Origin of the sequence: Paraburkholderia sp. A1RI_3L, assembly GCF_048957895.1 — a bacterium.
GTDB classification, from domain to species: Bacteria; Pseudomonadota; Gammaproteobacteria; order Burkholderiales; family Burkholderiaceae; genus Paraburkholderia; species Paraburkholderia kururiensis.
Genome location: NZ_JARCHA010000001.1, coordinates 922,016 through 941,655, shown reverse-complemented (window position 1 = coordinate 941,655; position 19,640 = coordinate 922,016). Strand labels below are relative to the sequence as shown.

Below are 19,640 nucleotides of genomic sequence, written 5' to 3'. Positions count from 1 at the left end.
GAACGGCGGGGCAGCTAGATAGCCCGCACCGCCGCCGCTTCTCCGTCCAGCCTCCCCGTCCAGTCAAATCAGCGAAACACCACGGTCCTGCTGCCGTTCAGCAGAATGCGATGCTCGATGTGCCACTTCACCGCGCGCGCGAGCGTCACGCACTCCACGTCGCGGCCAATCGCCGTGAGCTGTTCCGGCGTCATGCTGTGGTCCACGCGCTCCACTTCCTGCTCGATGATCGGGCCTTCGTCGAGGTCCGTCGTCACGTAGTGCGCCGTGGCGCCGATCAACTTCACGCCGCGGTCGAACGCCTGGTAGTAGGGCTTCGCGCCCTTGAAGCTCGGCAGGAACGAGTGATGGATGTTGATCGCGCGACCCGCGAGGTGCCCGCACAACTGCGGCGACAAGATCTGCATGTAGCGCGCGAGCACGACGAGATCGGCCTGATGCTCGTCGATCACTTCCAGCACGCGCGCTTCCTGCGCGGACTTCGCCTCGTCCGCCGACGACGTCAGCGGGAAGTGATGGAACGGAATGTTGTAGCTCGCGGCGAGCTGATAGAAGTCCTTGTGGTTCGAGATGATGGCGGGAATCTCGATGGGCAGTTGCCCCGTGCGGTAGCGGAACAGCAGGTCGTTCAGGCAGTGGCCGATCTTCGACACCATGATGATCACGCGCGGCTTCACGGAGGCGTCGTGCACCTCCCAGCGCATGCCGAACTGCGCGGCGAGCGTATCGAACGCGGCGCGCAGCGCTTCGACGCCGGGGTCGCCGCCCACCTGCTGGAAGTGCACGCGCATGAAGAAATCGCCGGTGCGGCTGTCGCCGAATTGCGCGGAGTCGAGAATGTTGGCGCCGCGCTCGAACAGGAAGCCGGACACCGCGTGAACGATGCCGGGCCTGTCGGCGCACGACAATTTGAGAATGAAGCTGTGTTCGGTCGACATAACCGCGGTGACTCCCTTTCCTGTTGCTTTGAACTGACTCTTTGAACTGACTGATTGTGCGGCGCATGTGCCGCACATGCGCCGCAGCGGGCGACGCGAACGCTCAGAGCGCCGGCGGCGCGAAGAGTCCTTCGATGCCCTCGCACGCCTCGCCATCGATCCAGCGGCGGCGCAAGAGGCAATCGAGCGTCGCGAGACTGGCGTCCACCGTCATGGCGCCTTCTTCGATCCAGCGGGCCACTTCGTCGATGCGCGCGAGCCGATGCTCGCCCACTTCGCCATCCTGATTGAGCGGCGCGAAATCCGCGGGCAGCGCGAGGTCGTAGACGAAAATCTGCTCGGCCTGCGTGCCCTCGGGCAGCGACTGCAGCACGTGCACCGTGCGCCCCGGCGCGGCTTGCGCGGCGATGTCCTCGCCAATGCCCGCCTCTTCCCAGCACTCCTTCACGATGGTGGCCTCGATGCCGAAGCCCCAGCCGATACCGCCTGCCACGACGTTGTCGAGCATGCCCGGATCGGTCGCCTTGGTTTCGCTGCGCCGGGCGATCCAGAGCTGCGGCGCGCTGGCCGCGTATTCTACGACGCCGTTCAGGTGCACCGCGTAAGTCATCGTGCCGAAGAAGCGCGAGGCGGCGCGCTCGATATAGGCAAGCGGCGCGGCATCGAAGGCATTGCGGATCGCGTAGGTTTCGTCGCGCCAGCCCGGAATACGCCCCTCCGCCGCGAGTGCGCCGATGACCGCGCCCAGCGCCGCGCTGCGCAGATCAACCGTGGAAAACGCCGCCGACAAGGCGATGCACGCGGCGTCGATGTCGAACACGTCGGGCCAGCGCGCGAGCAGCGGCGCATCGGTGCGACGCACCCAGCCCACGCGTTCCGCGCCGATATGGAAAGGCAGATGCGCGACGGGATCGAAACGACGCGCAGCGACGATGCACGGCAAGCTCATGGGCAGACTCCGTCTCAGTCGCGCAACGCGACACGAATGCCGATCGCAATGAACGTGGCGCCCGCGATGCGGTCGAGCCACACGCCCACTCGCGGCCGGCGTTTGAGCCACGTGCCGATCAGGCCCGCGCAGACGCCGAACACCGAGAACACGACGACGGTCTGCAACATGAACAGCGCGCCCAGTTCGAGCATCTGCAGCGTGACGCTTTGCGCCCCATGCGGGTCGACGAACTGCGGCAGGAACACCACGAAGAAGAGCGTCACTTTCGGATTCAGCATGTTGCCAAGCACGCTCTGGCGAAAGATCGTGGCGAGCGGCTGGCGCGGTCTTTCGTGCGCGGTGGCGAGCCCCTGGCTGCGCAGCGCCTTGATGCCGATCCAGACCAGATACGCGGCGCCCGCGAGCTTGATGACCTGAAACGCCACCGGCGACGAGCGCAGCACCGCCGCGACGCCCAGCGCCGCAAGCGTGGTGTGGAACGTCACGCCCGCCGCAAAACCGAGAGCGGCGACGAGCCCGGCCGCACGGCCCTGCGAGATGCCGCGCGCCAGCACCTGGAGGTTGTCGGGGCCGGGCGCCAGCGTGATGGCGATCGAGGTGGCGAGAAAGAGCAGGAAGTTGGGCATGATCGTAGCGTCGGGTCGATGGCGGCAGCGCTTGCGGTGGCGATGAGCTGCGGGCAACAGAACCGCCCGCGTCAGCGAACCAGCCGGGGCTCAATCGGTAACCCGATCGAGCCCGGCCGGGTAACTCAGTGGCCGCCGAATTCGGTCACGGTGTAGAGCGGCAGGCCGGCTGCGCGCAACAGCTGCGAGCCGCCCAGGTCGGGCAGATCGATGATCGCCGCGCCCTCCACCACCACGGCGCCCAGCCGCTCCAGCAGCTTCTTGCCGGCCATCATCGTGCCGCCGGTCGCAATCAGGTCGTCGACGATCACGATGCGGTCGCCCGCGCTGCACGCGTCCTCGTGAATCTCCACGGTCGCCGCGCCGTATTCGAGCTGATACGACTCCGACACCGTGCGGTACGGCAGCTTGCCCACCTTGCGGATCGGGATGAAGCCGAGGTTCAGTTCGTACGCGAGAATCGGCCCGATGATGAAGCCGCGCGCGTCCAGCCCGGCAACGTAGTCGAGCCGCGCGTCGATATAGCGCTGCACGAACAGGTCGATCAGCACGCGCAGCGCCTTCGCGCTCTGCAGGAGCGGCGTAATGTCGCGAAACTGCACGCCGGGCTGGGGCCAGTCGGGCACTGTGCGGATCTGGTCTTTGACGAACTGGGCTGCGTCGAGCGGCGCGTTCGCGGGCGCGTGGGACATGATGTCTCCCGGTGAATCGATTCAATGGTGAGTGGTCGGGGTGCCGAAAGCGCCCTGGCGGCGTGTCGTGCGGCTGGAAGCGGCGGCTCGCAACGCTTTCCGAAACTGCGCGCGTGCCGTCACGCGGCGGCGGCGCGGCTTCGCCGCGAAAGGCGCTCTTCCGCCTCGGCCAGCTGCTCGGGCAAGCCGCGCAGCACGACGATGTCGCCTGCGCGCAGCTTCGTCGACGGGTCGGGTTCCACGCCGCGAATGCCGTGCCTGCGGATCGCCGTCACTTCGACACCGATGTCCGCGAGGCCCAGCTCCGCGAGCGTGCGGCCCACGGCGTCCGCCTTCGCGTCGATCGGCACCGATTGTAGCCGCACCTGCTCGTGACCGTCGTCCACGTCCGCGTCGTCGGCGCCGTGGAAATAGCCGCGCAGCAGGCTGTAGCGCTGGTCGCGCATTTCCTCCACCCGCCGCACCACGCGCCGCATCGGCACGCCCATCACCACGAGCGTGTGCGAGGCGAGCATCAGGCTGCCTTCGACGATCTCAGGAATCACCTCGGTCGCGCCCGAGGCAAGCAGCTTTTCCAGGTCGGAGTCGTCGACGGTGCGCACGATGACGGGCAGCGTCGGTTCGAGTTCGTGGATGTTATGCAGCACGCGCAGCGCCGAAGGCGTGTTCGCATAGGTGATCGCGATGGCCGCGGCGCGATGCACGCCCGCGGCGACCAGCGATTCGCGGCGCGCCGCGTCGCCGAACACCACCGACTCGCCCGCGGCCGCAGCCGCCGTGACGCGGTCAGGATCGAGGTCGAGCGCAACGTACGACAGCCCCTCGTGCTCGAGCATGCGCGCAAGGTTCTGCCCGGAACGCCCATAGCCGCAGATGATGACGTGCCCGCTCTGCTTGAGGCTTTGCGTAGCGATGCGCGTCATCTGCAACGACTGCTGCATCCATTCCGTCGACGAAAGCCTGAGCACGATGCGGTCGGCGTTCTGGATGACGAACGGTGCGGCGAGCATCGAGAGCAGCATTGCGGCGAGAATGGCCTGGAGCAGCGTGGCGTCAACGAGGTGCTTGTCGAGAATCAGATTGAGCAGCACGAAGCCGAATTCGCCGGCCTGCGCGAGGCCGAGCCCCGTGCGCATCGCCACGCCGGGCAGCGCGCCGAAGAGCCGCGCGAGCCCCGTGATGATGACCGCCTTCAGCAGCATCGGCACGATCAGGAAGCCGGACACCAGCAGCGGATGCTCCCAGATCACGCGCGGGTCCAGCAGCATGCCCGTGGTCACGAAGAAAAGCCCGAGCAGCACGTCGCGAAACGGCTTGATGTCTTCTTCCACCTGATGCCGGTACGGCGTCTCGGAAATCAGCATGCCGGCAATGAAGGCGCCGAGCGCGAGCGAGAGGCCAAACTTGTCGGTGATGAACGCGGCGCCAAGCGTGACGAGCAGCAGGTTCAGCACGAACAGCTCCTGCGAGCGCCGCCGCGCGACCACGTTGAACCAGCGCGTCATGAAGCGCTGACCCACGATCAGGAGCAGCGCGAGCGCCACCACGATCTTCACCGCGGCAAGCCCGAGCGACTCCATCAGCGAAGCCGAACCGCCGCCGAACGCCGCGATGACGATGAGAAGCGGCACCACGGCGAGGTCCTGGAACAGCAGCACGCCCATGATGTTGCGGCCGTGCGCGGACTCGAGTTCCAGCCGCTCCGCAAGCATCTTGCTCACGATCGCCGTGGACGACATCGCAATGGCGCCGCCCAGCGCGACGCATCCTTCCCACGTGATGTGTACCCAGCGTTCGAGCGCGAGACCCACCACCACGGCAATCGCAATGGTCGCGAGCACCTGCAGCAGGCCGAGCCCGAACACGGCGCGCCGCATGGAGCGCAGCTTCGCCAGCGAGAACTCCAGCCCGATCGAAAACATCAGGAACACCACACCGAATTCGGCGAGGTTCTGCGCGCCATGCGAATCCGGGACGATGCCGAACGCGTGCGGGCCCACCACGATGCCGACCGAGAGGTAGCCGAGCATGGGTGGCAGGTTCAGATAGCGGAAGAGAACGACGCCCGCCACTGAAGCCAGCAGCAGAAACAGCGTCATTTCCAACGGGGAGATCATCGTGAAAAGCGTCCTCGTTCGTCAGCGGAACCGTTGCGCGGCGGCATGGACGCCTTGCGGCGGGACCCAGGCGCAACAAGGTCGAGCGGCCGGCGAAGGCAGCGGCCGCGCGGTCGGCGCGCGGCGCGGCGAACAAACGCCTTTGCTATACTCCGCGAATGATAGCGAAAATCAATGGCGATCGGGCACTCGCGCTCGCTCGCGACGTGCTCGACATCGAAGCTGACGCCGTGCGCTCGCTTCGCGACCAGCTCGACGAAGGCTTCGTCGGTGCGGTCGATTTCATCCTCAGCTGCCGTGGCCGCGTGGTCGTTTCGGGAATCGGCAAGTCAGGCCATATCGCCCGCAAACTCGCGGCAACGCTCGCCTCCACCGGCACGCCGGCTTTCTTCGTGCATCCCGCCGAGGCCAGCCACGGCGACCTCGGCATGGTAACCGCCGACGATGTCTTTATTGCGATGTCCAACTCAGGGGAATCCGAAGAGTTGATCGCGATCTTGCCGCTCATCAAGCGGCTGGGCGCGAAGCTCATCGCGATAACGGGCCGCCCGGGTTCGAGTCTCGCGAAGCTCGCCGACGTGCATCTGAATTCCGGGGTATCGAAGGAAGCCTGTCCGCTCAATCTCGCGCCCACGGCGAGCACCACGGCGGCGCTTGCACTGGGCGACGCGCTCGCGGTCGCCGTGCTCGACGCCCGCGGCTTCGGCGCCGACGACTTTGCCCGCTCGCATCCGGGCGGCGCGCTTGGCCGGCGGCTGCTCACCTACGTACGCGACGTGATGCGCACGGGCGACCAGATTCCGAAGGTGCCGCAAAGCGCCACCGTGCGCGACGCGCTGTTCCAGCTCACGGCCAAGCGCATGGGCATGACGGCCATCGTGGACGACGCCGACCGCGTGCTGGGCATCTTCACCGACGGCGACCTGCGGCGCGTGCTGGAACGCGTGGGCGACTTCCGCGATCTGCCAATCGGATCGGTCATGACGCACAACCCGCGCACGATCGCCGCCGACCGCCTCGCCGTGGAAGCCGTGGAACTGATGGAGCGTCATCGGATCAATCAGATGCTCGTGGTCGATGACGCCGGCAAGCTCATCGGCGCACTCAACATGCACGATCTGTTCTCGAAGAAGGTGATCTGATGGCCGTCTCCGCCCTTACCGCCACCGAACGCGCCAGTCGTGTGCGGCTGATGATCTTCGACGTGGACGGCGTGCTCACCGACGGCAGCCTGATGTTCACCGCGAACGGCGACACCATGAAGTCGTTCAACTCGATGGACGGCCACGGCCTCAAGCTGCTGCAGCGGGCCGGCGTCGAAACGGCCATCATCACGGGGCGGCGCTCGGGCATCGTGGCGGCCCGCGCCGAGGAACTCAAGATCACGCACGTGCATCAAGGCGTCGAAGACAAGCTCACCGCGTTCGCGAAGCTGCTGGAAGAAACGGGCATCCCCCCCGAAGACTGCGGCTACATGGGCGACGACTGGCCCGACCTCGCGGTGATGCTCCGCTGCGGCTTCGTCGCGGCGCCCGCGAACGCGCACCCCGAAGTGATCGCACGCGCGCACTGGGTCAGCGAAGCGCGCGGTGGCCACGGCGCCGTGCGCGAGGTGTGCGACGCGCTGCTGCGCGCCCAGCATCGCTATGAAGCGATGCTCGCCGCCGCCTGCGGAGCGGCACACGAATGAACGCGCCGTTTCGCTGGACCTCGCTGATTCCCGTTGTCGCCATGGCCGCGCTTGCCGGCATCACGTGGTGGCTGCTGCAGGCGACGCTGCCGCGGCCGAACGAAAGCGCACAGCGCCCGAAGACGCACACGCCGGATTACTTCGCCGACAACTTCTCGGTATCCGAACTCGATCAGTCCGGCGCCACGCAGTACCGGCTCACGGCCACGCATCTTCTCCACTACGAGGACGACGAGAACAGCGACCTCACGAATCCGGCGGTGCGCGCGTTCCAGCCGGGTAAGCCGATCGTCACGGCCACGGCGGAGCGCGGCACGGTGAACAGCGACGCGTCGGTGGTCGACATGTACGACCACGCGCGCATCGTACGCGCGCCGGGCGCCGGCGACCCGCCGATGCAGGCCGATTCCGAGCATTTCCGCGTGCTGGTCAACGACGATGTGATCCTGACTGAAAAGCCGGTTAAACTTCAGCGCGGCCAGTCGGTCATGACGGCCACCAACGGCATGAACTACAACAATGTCACCCGGGTGATCCAGCTGTTCGGCAATGTCCGCGGCTCGATCGCTCCGGCCGACTCCGGCGGCTCCTCCTGACAGCCCGGGTCATCCATTCCAGGCACGACTGCATGAACCACTCGTTCCCCTGTTTCGAAGCCGGCCCGCGCGCGGCCGGCGGCGTCCGCCGCACCCGCTTTGCCGCTCTGGCGGCATTGACGTTCGTGCTCGCACTCGCCGGCGTAGCGCCCGCGGCGCACGCCGAGCGCGCCGACAAGGACAAGCCGCTCAACATCGAATCGGACAACATGACGTACGACGACCTCAAGCAGGTCACCATCTTCACGGGGCACGTGGTGGCCACGAAAGGCACGATCGTGATCAAGGCCGACCGTGTGGAGGTGCACCAGGATCCGCAGGGCTACCAGTACGCCACGGGTACGTCGACGGGCAACAATCTCGCTTACTTCCGTCAGAAGCGCGACGGCGTGGACGAATACATCGACGGCGACGCCGAGCGCATCGACTACGACGGCAAGCAGGACCTCACCACGCTCACCACGCGCGCAACCGTGCGTCGCCTGCAAGGTCTTTCCACGGTGATGGACCAGGTGCACGGCAGCGTGATCACCTACGACGGCCAGAACGATTTCTATACCGCGAAGTCCGGCAAGGACGTAGCCGGCCCTGGCAACCCGACAGGGCGCGTGCGCGCCATGCTGTCGCCGCGCAACGGCGGCGCCGCGCCGCTCACCGGTGCCTCAGCCACGCTCGTGCCGTCCACGCAATTGAAGGGAACACCGCAGTGAACGCGAGCCCCCTTCATAACCGCCAGCCGGCCGGCACCAGCAGTTCCCTCGTCGTACGCAACCTCAAGAAGCGCTACGGCTCGCGCACGGTCGTGAAAGACGTGTCGCTCGACGTGAAGAGCGGCGAAGTGGTCGGGCTGCTCGGGCCGAACGGCGCGGGCAAGACCACGTCGTTCTACATGATCGTGGGACTCGTGCCGCTCGATGCCGGCGAGATCGACCTGAACGGCCAGTCCATCAGCCTGTTGCCCATCCACAAGCGCGCATCGCTCGGGCTGTCGTATCTGCCGCAGGAAGCGTCGGTATTTCGCAAGCTCACCGTCGAGCAGAACATTCGCGCGGTGCTCGAACTTCAGCATGACGGCGCCGGCAAGCGGCTCTCGAAGGAAGCGATCACGGAGCGCACGGAAGCCCTGCTCGACGAGTTGCAGATCGCGCATCTGCGCGAGAACCCGGCGCTGTCGCTCTCGGGCGGCGAACGGCGACGCGTGGAAATTGCGCGCGCACTCGCCACGGACCCGGCTTTCATTCTGCTCGACGAACCGTTCGCGGGCGTGGACCCGATCGCTGTTCTCGAAATTCAGAAGATCGTGAAGTTCCTGAAGCAGCGCAACATCGGTGTGCTGATCACCGACCATAACGTTCGCGAAACGCTAGGTATCTGCGATCACGCGTACATCATCAGCGACGGAAGCGTGCTGGCGGCAGGCGCACCGGGCGACATCATCGAGAACGAAAGCGTGCGCCGCGTCTATCTGGGCGAACACTTCCGCATGTAGGCACAGGAGAGTGGTAGAGCGAGCGCTTACGCTGCGCTCGCTCCGCCGCCTGCTTCATCAAGACGCACCCGGCGCATGGCGACACGCCATCTGCCGGCGTCCTCTGCGCGGGGCCGCCACCCGGCCCGCTCCTTCAGCGTTTAATGAGCCGCGCCCCATCGCGCAGCAATTCTTACGCTCGCCGGCCTCGCGCCGCGCTCGCAGCCGCACCAGATCTGGGCACGCGTTTTCGCGTATGTCGCCGGGTATCGCGGTCGTGGCAAACTCTTTACAATGAATCTCAAATTGCCATGAAAGCCAGCCTCCAACTTCGCCTGTCGCAGCATCTTGCGCTGACCCCCCAACTGCAACAGTCCATCCGGCTGCTGCAGCTGTCTACGCTCGAATTGCAACAGGAAGTCGCGACGGCGATCGCGCAGAACCCCCTGCTCGAAAACGAAGACGACTGGATCGCCAGCCCGTTGCGGGTGGCGGCAGACGGTTCCGTCATCGCGCAAACGCCCACGCCTTCGGCGCCCGAGCCGATGTCCGCCGCACCCTCGTCGTCTTCCTCGACAGAGAGTTCGGAAAGCGGCGAGCCCGCCAGCGTCGACGAATACAACGGCCTCGGCTCCGATGCCAACGGCGATGCGTCGCAGTGGAACCTCGACGACTATGGCCGCTCCGGCAACGCGTCCGACGACGACGACCTTCCGCCGCTGCAGATCCACGAATCCACCACGTCGCTGCGCGACTACCTGACGGCACAGTTGCGCGTCACGCAGGCAAGCCCGCGTGACCGCGCGCTCATCACGTTCCTCATCGAATCGCTCGACGACGAAGGCTACCTCACGGCAACGTGTGAAGAAATACTGGCCGACTTGCCGGTCGAGCTCGAGGTGGACGCCGACGAGTTGAACGCAGCACTCGCATTGCTGCAAAGCTTCGACCCGCCTGGCGTCGGCGCGCGTTCGGCATCGGAATGCCTGAAGCTGCAGTTGCTTCGGCTCGATCCGTCGCCTACTCGCACACTCGCGCTCGAAATCGTCGCGCACCATCTGGAGTTGCTTGCCGCACGAGATTTCACTCGTCTGCGCAAACATCTGAAGGCAAGCGACGACGAACTGCGCGACGCCCATGCGCTGATCCGCTCGCTCGAACCGTTCCCGGGTGCGGCCTACGGCAAGGCCGAAGCCGACTACGTCGTGCCCGACGTGATCGTGAAGAAGACCGCACAAGGATGGCACGCCGAACTGAATCCCGAGGTCGTGCCGAAGCTGCGCATCAATCATCTGTACGCGAACATCCTGCGCAACAACCGCGGCGATCCAGGCAGCGGCTCGTTGCGTCAGCAACTGCAGGAAGCCCGCTGGCTGATCAAAAATATTCAGCAGCGCTTCGAAACAATCCTGCGTGTTGCGCAGGCCATTGTGGAGCGTCAGAAGAACTTTTTTGTGCACGGCGAAATTGCGATGCGCCCCTTGGTTTTGCGGGAAATAGCTGATACGCTGGGCTTACACGAGTCAACTGTCTCGCGTGTGACAACCGGCAAGTACATGCTCACCCCGTTTGGGACGCTTGAATTTAAGTACTTCTTCGGATCGCATGTTTCGACGGATACGGGAGGCGCGGCCTCATCCACGGCCATACGCGCGCTCATCAAGCAACTGATAGGAGCAGAGAACCCGAAATCCCCTCTTTCAGACAGCCGCATAGCCGAACTGCTGGCGGAACAGGGCTTCGTGGTGGCGCGCCGCACGGTGGCGAAGTATCGCGAGGCGCTCAAGATTCCAGCGGTCAACCTGCGCAAGTCTCTTTAGCCCGTTGCTTATCGCGACGGGCGTCTTCCGGCCGCGTCGCTGTTGGCGGGGATGGCCGGCCGATGCGGCCCGTCCGTAGTCAGTCTCGGGGAGACGGCATAAATCGGACAGCAGTCGACCGGTATCGCCGCATTCGAACGCGCACGGCGGCCATCAGCCTGGAGAAGCACGATGAATCTGAAGATCAGTGGACACCATCTCGAAGTAACGCCAGCGTTGCGAGAATACGTGATCACCAAACTGGATAGGGTGCTAAGACATTTCGATCAGGTAATCGATGGCAATGTGGTCCTCTCGGTCGACAATCACAGGGAAAAGGACAAGAGACAGAAGGTTGAAATCAGCCTTCATCTGAAGGGCAAAGACATCTTCATCGAAAGCGCGAACGGCGATCTGTATGCTGCCATCGACGTGATGGTCGACAAGTTGGACCGGCAGGTTGTGCGCCACAAAGATCGCGTACAGGGGCATCAGCACGAGGCCATCAAGCATCAAGCCACCACGCCGCCCGTCGAAGTCCCACCGCAATAAGACGAAGGTGGCACGGCACGCGCGGCCACGGACAGTCCGGCTGGCAGCCCATGAAAAAACCGCCCGAAACCGGGCGGTTTTTTCATGGGCTGGGCATGACGGCAAATGGGATAACCGCGACGAACGCCAGGTTTCGACGCCTGGGTGAATGCATGGCGCATCGCACCATGCCGATGTATGCTTGTTCTATAATGTTTCGGTCACTTTCGGGGCATTTCCGCCGGAGTCCCGTTAAAAAAGGGGTTTCGTCGCACTTCGCCGTGAGCATCCTGTCAGACATGGAATATCCGTCACCCGCCGCGGCAAGCAGCATCCAGGCCACGTTTTCGCCTGCCAACATGAATCGTTTAGCCAAAATTCTTCCACTCGAGAACGTCGTCGTCGGACTCTCCGTCACCAGCAAGAAACGCGTGTTCGAGCAAGCGGGCCTGATCTTCGAAAACCAGAACGGCATCGCCCGCAGTACGGTGACCGACAATCTGTTTGCGCGGGAACGCCTCGGGTCCACTGGCCTCGGCGAAGGTGTGGCCATCCCGCACGGACGCATCAAGGGCCTCAAGCAGCCGCTCGCCGCCTTCGTGCGTCTCGCGGCGCCCATTCCGTTCGAGGCGCCAGACGGCCAGCCTGTCTCGCTGCTGATCTTCCTGCTCGTACCCGAGCAGGCCACTCAGCAACACCTCGAAATTCTCTCGGAAATCGCCCAGCTGCTCTCGGACCGGGAAACGCGCGAGCGCCTGCACACCGAAGAAGACCGCGAAGCATTGCATCGCCTGCTCACCCAGTGGCAACCTTGACGTATCGCGGCCGGCCCGCCCGGCGAAAGACCGCTCTCCCCCCGACGCCGCACTCCGCGCAACACGGCTGAGGTACGCCCCATCCGATGCGCCCACCGGGCAGCCTCGCTCCGGAACGCCGGACGAGCGGCCCACCTTGGAGTCTTGGATTCATGGACACCTCCAGCATCAACGCCCAAAGCATCTTCGACGACAACGCCGCCACGCTGAAGCTCAGCTGGCTGACGGGGCATGAAGGCTGGGAACGCGGCTTCTCGGCCGAAACGGTGGTGAATGCGACGTCGAGCGCCGACCTCGTGGGCCACCTGAACCTGATCCACCCGAACCGCATCCAGGTGCTGGGCGAGGCGGAGGTCAATTACTACCAGCGCCAGACCGACGAAGACCGCTCGCGGCACATGGCCGAGCTGATCGCCCTCGAGCCGCCGTTCCTCGTCGTAGCCGGCGGCGTCGCCGCCCCGCCGGAACTCGTGTTGCGCTGTACCCGCTCGTCCACGCCGCTCTTCACCACGCCGATGTCGGCGGCCGCGGTGATCGACAGTCTGCGCCTCTACATGTCGCGCATCCTCGCGCCGCGCGCCACGCTGCACGGCGTATTCCTCGACATCCTCGGCATGGGCGTGCTGCTCACGGGCGACTCGGGTCTCGGCAAGAGCGAACTGGGTCTGGAGCTGATCAGCCGCGGCCACGGCCTCGTGGCCGACGACGCCGTCGACTTCGTGCGACTCGGCCCCGACTTCGTGGAGGGCCGCTGCCCGCCGCTGCTGCAGAATCTGCTCGAAGTGCGCGGCCTTGGCCTGCTCGACATCAAGACGATCTTCGGCGAAACGGCTGTGCGCCGCAAAATGAAGCTGAAGCTGATCGTCCAGCTGGTGCGCCGCCCCGACGGCGAATTCCAGCGCCTGCCGCTGGAAAGCCAGACGGTCGACGTGCTCGGCCTGCCCATCAGCAAGGTCACGATTCAGGTTGCGGCCGGCCGCAACCTCGCGGTGCTCGTAGAAGCCGCCGTGCGCAACACGATCCTGCAACTGCGCGGCATCGATACGCTGCGCGACTTCATGGACCGCCAGCGCCTCGCCATGCAGGATCCGGACAGCCAGTTCCCCGGCAAGCTGATGTAGCGCCGCGCCAGCCGGGCAGGCGCGCGGGGCAGATGCTATGATGAAACGAACCGTTTCCCCACTCCCATGCGCATTATCCTGATCACCGGCATCTCCGGCTCCGGCAAGTCTGTTGCGTTGAACGCGCTCGAAGACGCGGGGTATTACTGCGTCGATAATCTGCCACCGCGTTTTCTCCCGCAGCTCGCCGCCTATCTGGCCAGCGACGGCCAGGAGCAGCTGGCAGTAGCCATCGACGCCCGTTCGAGCGCTTCGCTCGACGAAATGCCCGCGATGATCCGCGATCTCTCGCGCCAGCACGACGTTCGCGTGCTGTTCCTGAACGCCAGCACGCAGTCGCTGATCCAGCGTTTCTCGGAAACGCGCCGCCGCCACCCGTTGTCGGGCTCCACACTGCATGACGCCGACGTCGGGCTGCTCACGTCGCTTGAGGAAGCAATCGAGCACGAACGGGAGCTGGTCGCGGGGCTTGCCGAATTCGGCCATCAGATCGACACGAGCAATTTGCGCGCGAATGCGCTGCGCGCCTGGGTGAAGCGCTTCGTCGAGCAGGAACGCAGCAGTCTCGCGCTCACCTTCGAGTCGTTCGGCTTCAAACGCGGCGTGCCGCTAGACGCCGACTTCGTGTTCGACGTGCGCACCCTGCCGAATCCCTATTACGACCGTGAGCTGCGTCCGTTGACTGGCCTGGACCGGCCCGTGATCGACTACCTGAACGCGTTGCCCGTCGTGCGCGAAATGATCGACGACATCCACGCGTTTCTCGTGAAGTGGCTTCCTCGTTTCAGCGAAGACAATCGCAGCTATCTCACCGTCGCAATTGGCTGCACGGGCGGTCAACACCGCTCGGTATTCATCGCAGAGACGCTCGCCGCGCGTCTTGCGAAAGAAGCAAACGTTATCGTGCGGCACCGCGATGCGCCACTGGACGTAGGCGAATCGTCGAAGCTCGTTGCCTGACGGGCCGGGCCAGACAGGCCGTGCCTAACTGGCCGTGCTCAACTGGCCGCGCCGCGCGGCCTTAACCGAAAGCGTTGCGCCATGTCCTCTACCAATGCCGTACTCGCCGATCTGCCGCTGTTCCCGCTGCACACGGTGCTCTTCCCCGACGGCCTGCTGCCGCTGAAGATCTTCGAGGCGCGTTACCTGGACATGGCGCGCAACTGCCTGCGCGAGAACACGCCGTTCGGCGTATGCCTGCTGAAGAGCGGCGGCGAAGTGGCTCAGCCGGACGAACCTTCGGTGCCCGAAGCAACCGGCTGCCTCGCCGAGATCGAACAATGCGACGTCGAAACGTTCGGCATGCTGCTGGTGCGCGCACGCGGCACGCGGCGCTTCCGGCTGCTGACGCATCGGGTGGAAGCAAGCGGCCTTCTGGTCGGCATGGCCGACCCGATCGGCGACGACGCGCCGCTGGAAGGCACCGACCGGCTCGCGAAATTCGGCGCGTGCGCGGAGGTGCTGGAACGCATCATCGAAACGATTCGCGAGCGCGATCCGGACAGCGTGCCGTTCGCCGAACCGTTCCGCCTCGACGACCCGACGTGGGTGTCGAACCGGCTCGCCGAAGTGCTGCCCATCGCGCTGCGGGCGCGGCAAAAGCTCATGGAATTGCAGGACGCCGGTGCGCGCATCGACGTCGTGCATCACTACATGCAGCAGCATCAACTGCTGTAGGCGGCGCAGCGCTCGCTGCAACCGCGAACCCGCTATAGCAACGAGCCGCGCAATCCGTCGAGCAGCTTGCGCACGGGCGCAGGCACCCCATACGAATCGATGTCGCTGAGCAAGACCCAGGCCGTCTCTGCAGCGCCGGCCATAGGCTGCGCATTCGCGATGCGATCCATTTCGACCACACGCGGTTCGATATCGAGCCTGAAGTGCGTGAACGTGTGCGTAAGCGACGCAAGCGCAGAAGCGGCGCCCCGCGCACCGAACGTGCGCGCGCGATCCGCAAGTGCGACTTCGTCTGCCGCCTCGGGCAGGCTCCACAGGCCACCCCAAATGCCTGACGGCGGACGCCGCTCCAGCATCACGGCATCCCCATCGAGCAGCACGAGCATCCACGTACGGCGCGTCGGCACGGTCTTCTTGGGCCGCGCCGCCGGCAGTTCACGCTGGCGGCCCGTTGTGTTCGCAACGCAATCGTCGGCAAACGGGCAACGCGCGCATTCGGGCTTGCCGCGCACGCAGAGCGTGGCGCCCAGATCCATGAGCCCCTGGGTGTAGGCGGTGACGTCGGCGTCGCTGGCCTCGGCACCCGGCACCAGCGACTCGGCGAGCGACCACATCGCCGTTTCCACGCGCTTGTCGCCAGGAAATCCCTCCACGCCGAACACGCGCGCGAGCACGCGCTTCACGTTGCCGTCGAGAATCGTGGCCCGCGCGCCGAATGCGAACGACGCGATGGCGGCGGCCGTCGAACGGCCAATGCCCGGCAGTTCCGCGAGCGCGTCCACCGTGCCGGGAAACACCCCGCCGTGCTCATCCACCACTACCTGGGCGCATCGATGCAGGTTGCGAGCGCGCGAGTAATAGCCGAGCCCAGCCCACAGTGCCATCACGTCGTCGAGCGGTGCGGCGGCGAGCGCCGCCACGTCCGGGAATCGCTCCAGAAAACGCGCGTAATACGGAATCACCGTGGAGACCTGCGTCTGCTGCAGCATGATCTCTGAAAGCCAGATGCGATAGGCGTCGCGCGTGTTCTGCCACGGCAGGTCGTGACGGCCGTGCTGTCGCTGCCACGCGATGAGCCGCGCTGAAAATGCGGCATACGTGTGCTGCGCGGACGAGGAAAGAACGGTGGGAGCGAGCATGAAAAGAGGGGAAGCAAGGAGAAGCGAAGCCGGGTCTCAGCGCTGACAGACCGGGCAATAGTAGGTGGAGCGCTGGCCCTGAACGATCTGCCGGATCGGCGTGCCGCACACGCGGCACGGTTGGCCAGCGCGATCATAGACGAAATAGTCCAGCTGGAAATAACCGCTCTCGCCGTCGCTGCCCACGAAATCGCGCAGCGTGCTCCCGCCCTTCTCGATGGCGGCGGCGAGCGTCGCTCTGATAGCGTCCGCAAGCAGTTCATAACGGGCGAGCGACACGCGGCCTGCCGGCGTGGTAGGCCGAATGCCCGCGCGAAAGAGGCTCTCCGATGCGTAGATGTTGCCCACGCCCACCACGATGTCGCCGGCTAGCAGCGCCTGCTTGACCGAGACCTTGCGGCCGCGCGTTTTCCGGTGCAGCAGCGCGCCCGAAAACGCCGGCGTAAACGGCTCGATGCCAAGGCTCGCGAGCAGCGGATGACCGAGCACGTCGCCCGCTTCGCGCGGATGCCACAGTACGGCGCCGAAGCGCCGCGGATCGCGAAACCGCAGAATGAAGTCGTCGAAGATCCAGTCGATATGATCGTGCTTGCCCGCCGCCGGCAAATGCGGGAGGTTGCGCAGCACTCGAAGCGTGCCCGTCATGCCCAGGTGTACGATGAACCAGCCTTCGTCGATCTCGAACAGCAAATACTTGCCGCGCCGCTCGACCTTGTAGACCGTACGCCCGCGCAAAAGGCGGCCGAGTCCGGCTGGAACGGGCCAGCGCAGGGCGGCAGTGCGAACGTCGACGCGCGCTACGCGACGGCCCGCGACATAAGGCTCGATTCCCCGACGGGTAACCTCAACTTCCGGCAGTTCTGGCATGTCTAAGTGGTTTGCTGGCTGCGTGGCCGATTGTGCGCTTATTGTAGCGAGCGCGTTACAATCGTCCGAAACATTCAACGGATTTCCATGGAACTGTCTTTCGTGAAGCTGTTTGCGAAGCGCCGGGCCCACGCCCTGCCTCAGCTCCACCTGCCGTCTGCCATTTCGGTCCGCCGCTTGCTCGGCGCCGCGGTGGTTGCGGCGTGGACGCTCGCCGCCGCCCCCGCGTTCGCGCAGGACCCTTCCCCGGACACGGGCGACACCTCGGCAATGCCCGATATGCTCGGCGCACCTACTGCCGAGGAACAGAAGTCTCTGCCTGACGTTCCGCTGACGAGCCAGATCGTATTCCAGGTTCTGGCCGCTGAAATCGCATTGCAGCGCGACCAGCCCGCGCCGGCGTACCAGACGTACCTCGCCCTCGCACGCGACACGCACGACCCGCGCATGGCGCAACGCGCAACCGAAATCGCCATCGCGGCGCAAAGCCCCTCGGACGCCCTCGCCGCCGCGCAGCTCTGGCAGCAGTACGCGCCCGCGTCGGATCGCGCGGCGCAACTCGATGCGTCGCTGCTCGTGCTCTCGGGCCGCCCCGAGGACGCTGAGCCCCTGCTCGCGCGCGAGCTTGCGCGCGTATCGGAAGAGAATCGCGGCAGCGCGATCCTCTCGCTGCAACTGCTGCTCTCACGTGGCCCCAACCGTGTGGGCGGCCTGAACACGCTCAAGGACCTGCTCAAGAACGACATGAAGCGGCCCGAGGCGCAACTTGCCATCGGCCGGCAGCAATTGCTCGCCGACGACGTGCCCGGCGCGCGCAAGTCGCTCGAAACCGCGCTCGCGATGCGGCCGGACTACCTGCCCGCCGCGTTGATGCTTGCGCAGATGGGTCCGGACGAGCGCAACGAAGCAATCGCGTCGCTCGAGAAGTATGTTCAGCAGAATCCGAAGTCGCACGACGGAAGGCTCGCGCTTGCGCAGACGTATCTCGCAGCGGACCGCCTCGACGACGCGAGCAAGCAGTTCGAGACCATGCGCAAGGACAACAGCGGCGACCTCACGCCGCTGATGGCACTCGCGCTCATCAGCATCCAGCAGAAGAAATTCCCGGAAGCGCAGGCGTATCTGACGCAGTACGCGCAGCAGGCCGAAAAGACGCCTGGCGGTGACCCGGGCCAGGCCTACATTTACCTCGCGCAGCTCGCGCTCGAGCAAAAGAACGAGACGGACGCCGCGAAGTGGCTGGACCGCATTCAGCCCGACAGCCAGCAGTACATTCCGGCGCAGGTCACGCGCGCGCAGCTGCTCGAAAAACAGGGCAAGCCCGACGATGCGCGCAAGCTCCTCGCCGGCATTCAGGCCGCGGACCCGCGCGACCAGGCGCTCATCGCGCGCACGGACGCCGCGATCCTCTTCGATGCCAAGCGCTATCCCGAAGCCGAAGCCCGACTCGCCAAGGCCGTGGAGCAGTTTCCGGACGATCCGGATCTGACCTACGACTACGCGATGGCCGCGGAAAAGAACGCGCACTACGACGTCATGGAAACGCAGCTGCGCAAATTGATCCGCACCCAGCCCAACAATCCACAGGCGTACAACGCGCTCGGCTACTCGCTGGCCGATCGTAACCAGCGCCTTCAGGAAGCGGACAAGCTGATCGAAAAAGCGTCGTCGCTCGCGCCGAACGACGCGTTCATCATGGACAGCGTGGGCTGGGTGAAATACCGGCTCGGCGAGACGTCGGACGCCATCAAGCTGCTGCGCAAGGCCTATACGCTGCAGCCGAATGCCGAAATCGGTGCGCACCTCGGCGAAGTGCTCTGGAAGAGCGGTGCCCAGGACGAAGCGCGCGCCGCCTGGCGCGACGCACTCAAGCTTGAACCCGATAACGACACGCTCGTGAAAACGCTCAAGCGCTTTCAGGTGAACGATCTCTGATGTATTCATCCCGTCACGCCAATCGTTTCGCTTCTCGCTTTCCTCATGCATCCGGCGGCTATAAGGCTGCACGGCGCGGCGCCCTCGGGCTCGCCGCCGTGCTCGCCCTGGCGCTTGCCGGGTGCGCGAGCGTGCCGCATCCCGCTGAATCGACCTCGAACGCCTCGACGTCCGTCACCGCGCAAACGAGCCGCGCGTACCACGGGCGCTTCGCCGTGCAGTACGTCGATCAGAACGGGCAGCCGCGCAATGCGTACGGCAACTTCGACTGGCGCGAAAACGGCGACACCGTCACGCTCCAGTTGCTCAATCCGTTCGGGCAGACGCTTGCCATCGTGACGTCTTCGCCCGCGGCCGCCACGCTCGAGTTGCCCAACCGGCAACCGCTCACGGCAGACAACGTATCGACGCTGATGCAAAACGCGCTCGGCTTCGCGCTGCCTGTGGAAGGGCTGCGTTATTGGCTGCAGCCGTCCATTGCGCCCACATCGCATGCGCAGACCGAAAAGGACGCCGGGCAGGATTCGCGGCTCAAGCAGATCCGCCAGGACGGCTGGACCATCGATTACCTCTCGTATGCCGACGCGCCCGCAACCGGCGTGAAGCGCGTCAACCTGAGCCGCGCGGAACCGCCGCTCGACATCAAGCTCGTGCTCGACCAGTAAGCAGCGCCCTGC

Annotated in this window: 20 protein-coding genes; 13 read left to right on the top strand and 7 right to left on the bottom strand. The window is 65.3% G+C overall.

Translation table 11 applies throughout. The features are described from left to right. Positions 1-68: 68 nt before the first annotated feature. From purU to PXJ20_RS04420, 5 genes are all read right to left on the bottom strand, one after another. Positions 69-938 carry a formyltetrahydrofolate deformylase gene (gene purU / locus PXJ20_RS04440; protein ID WP_421030252.1) on the bottom strand — a complete coding sequence of 290 codons (870 nt, stop codon included), beginning with the start codon at positions 936-938 and terminating at the stop codon, positions 69-71. A gap of 103 nt (positions 939-1,041) precedes the next feature. Beyond that, positions 1,042-1,887, bottom strand: a complete 846-nt coding sequence (locus PXJ20_RS04435; protein ID WP_421030251.1) for a DUF4743 domain-containing protein — start codon at positions 1,885-1,887, stop codon at positions 1,042-1,044. A gap of 14 nt (positions 1,888-1,901) precedes the next feature. Further along, positions 1,902-2,516, bottom strand: coding sequence for a LysE family translocator (locus PXJ20_RS04430; protein ID WP_277597255.1), 615 nt, complete (start codon positions 2,514-2,516; stop codon positions 1,902-1,904). 125 nt (positions 2,517-2,641) lie between these two features. Beyond that, positions 2,642-3,208, bottom strand: coding sequence for an adenine phosphoribosyltransferase (locus PXJ20_RS04425; RefSeq protein WP_042299439.1), 567 nt, complete (start codon positions 3,206-3,208; stop codon positions 2,642-2,644). A gap of 119 nt (positions 3,209-3,327) precedes the next feature. After that, on the bottom strand, positions 3,328-5,325 hold the full coding sequence (locus PXJ20_RS04420) for a monovalent cation:proton antiporter family protein (protein WP_026121015.1): 1,998 nt from the start codon (positions 5,323-5,325) through the stop codon (positions 3,328-3,330). 158 nt (positions 5,326-5,483) lie between these two features. Between PXJ20_RS04420 and kdsD the strand changes: the two genes are divergently transcribed. The 11 genes from kdsD to PXJ20_RS04365 all read left to right on the top strand — a co-directional run bounded on the left by kdsD (position 5,484) and on the right by PXJ20_RS04365 (position 15,022). Further along, positions 5,484-6,467 carry an arabinose 5-phosphate isomerase KdsD gene (gene kdsD, locus PXJ20_RS04415; RefSeq protein ID WP_017772658.1) on the top strand — a complete coding sequence of 328 codons (984 nt, stop codon included), beginning with the start codon at positions 5,484-5,486 and terminating at the stop codon, positions 6,465-6,467. Beyond that, positions 6,467-7,015 (top strand): KdsC family phosphatase, encoded by a 549-nt coding sequence (locus PXJ20_RS04410; RefSeq protein ID WP_421030250.1) that lies wholly within the window; start codon positions 6,467-6,469, stop codon positions 7,013-7,015. Before kdsD ends, PXJ20_RS04410 begins: the two co-directional genes overlap by 1 nt. After that, a complete protein-coding gene (gene lptC, locus PXJ20_RS04405; protein WP_413212977.1) occupies positions 7,012-7,611 on the top strand; it encodes an LPS export ABC transporter periplasmic protein LptC in 600 nt (199 codons plus the stop codon). Before PXJ20_RS04410 ends, lptC begins: the two co-directional genes overlap by 4 nt. A gap of 32 nt (positions 7,612-7,643) precedes the next feature. Then, positions 7,644-8,321, top strand: coding sequence for a lipopolysaccharide transport periplasmic protein LptA (lptA, locus tag PXJ20_RS04400; protein WP_017772655.1), 678 nt, complete (start codon positions 7,644-7,646; stop codon positions 8,319-8,321). Next, the gene (lptB, locus tag PXJ20_RS04395; RefSeq protein ID WP_017772654.1) at positions 8,318-9,100 is read left to right on the top strand and encodes an LPS export ABC transporter ATP-binding protein; all 783 of its coding nucleotides are present in this window, start codon (positions 8,318-8,320) and stop codon (positions 9,098-9,100) included. The genes lptA and lptB overlap by 4 nt, the downstream gene beginning before the upstream one ends. A gap of 290 nt (positions 9,101-9,390) precedes the next feature. Continuing rightward, entirely contained in the window at positions 9,391-10,899 is a 1,509-nt protein-coding gene (locus PXJ20_RS04390; protein WP_126877715.1) for an RNA polymerase factor sigma-54, read from the top strand. Between the two features lie 171 nt (positions 10,900-11,070). After that, positions 11,071-11,430 carry a ribosome hibernation-promoting factor, HPF/YfiA family gene (gene hpf / locus PXJ20_RS04385; protein ID WP_017772652.1) on the top strand — a complete coding sequence of 120 codons (360 nt, stop codon included), beginning with the start codon at positions 11,071-11,073 and terminating at the stop codon, positions 11,428-11,430. A 278-nt stretch (positions 11,431-11,708) separates the two neighbouring features. Further along, a complete protein-coding gene (ptsN, locus tag PXJ20_RS04380; RefSeq protein WP_017772651.1) occupies positions 11,709-12,224 on the top strand; it encodes a PTS IIA-like nitrogen regulatory protein PtsN in 516 nt (171 codons plus the stop codon). 152 nt (positions 12,225-12,376) lie between these two features. Further along, the gene (hprK, locus tag PXJ20_RS04375) at positions 12,377-13,345 is read left to right on the top strand and encodes an HPr(Ser) kinase/phosphatase (RefSeq protein WP_017772650.1); all 969 of its coding nucleotides are present in this window, start codon (positions 12,377-12,379) and stop codon (positions 13,343-13,345) included. Positions 13,346-13,411: 66 nt separating this feature from the next. After that, positions 13,412-14,305: an RNase adapter RapZ gene (gene rapZ, locus PXJ20_RS04370; RefSeq protein ID WP_017772649.1), complete on the top strand. Its 894-nt coding sequence runs from the start codon at positions 13,412-13,414 to the stop codon at positions 14,303-14,305. 81 nt (positions 14,306-14,386) lie between these two features. Beyond that, positions 14,387-15,022 (top strand): LON peptidase substrate-binding domain-containing protein, encoded by a 636-nt coding sequence (locus tag PXJ20_RS04365; RefSeq protein WP_421030249.1) that lies wholly within the window; start codon positions 14,387-14,389, stop codon positions 15,020-15,022. 32 nt (positions 15,023-15,054) lie between these two features. Here the strand turns inward: PXJ20_RS04365 and mutY are convergent, their stop codons facing one another. Together mutY and mutM are read right to left on the bottom strand one after the other, a co-directional pair. Continuing rightward, positions 15,055-16,161 carry an A/G-specific adenine glycosylase gene (mutY, locus tag PXJ20_RS04360; RefSeq protein WP_277597251.1) on the bottom strand — a complete coding sequence of 369 codons (1,107 nt, stop codon included), beginning with the start codon at positions 16,159-16,161 and terminating at the stop codon, positions 15,055-15,057. A 36-nt stretch (positions 16,162-16,197) separates the two neighbouring features. Next, positions 16,198-17,028: a bifunctional DNA-formamidopyrimidine glycosylase/DNA-(apurinic or apyrimidinic site) lyase gene (gene mutM / locus PXJ20_RS04355; RefSeq protein WP_421030248.1), complete on the bottom strand. Its 831-nt coding sequence runs from the start codon at positions 17,026-17,028 to the stop codon at positions 16,198-16,200. 87 nt (positions 17,029-17,115) lie between these two features. Here mutM and PXJ20_RS04350 point away from each other — a divergent pair, with 87 nt between their 5' ends. Together PXJ20_RS04350 and lolB are read left to right on the top strand one after the other, a co-directional pair. Next, positions 17,116-18,963 (top strand): tetratricopeptide repeat protein, encoded by a 1,848-nt coding sequence (locus tag PXJ20_RS04350; RefSeq protein WP_421030247.1) that lies wholly within the window; start codon positions 17,116-17,118, stop codon positions 18,961-18,963. Then, positions 18,963-19,628: a lipoprotein insertase outer membrane protein LolB gene (gene lolB, locus PXJ20_RS04345; RefSeq protein ID WP_126877668.1), complete on the top strand. Its 666-nt coding sequence runs from the start codon at positions 18,963-18,965 to the stop codon at positions 19,626-19,628. Before PXJ20_RS04350 ends, lolB begins: the two co-directional genes overlap by 1 nt. Positions 19,629-19,640 lie beyond the last annotated feature (12 nt).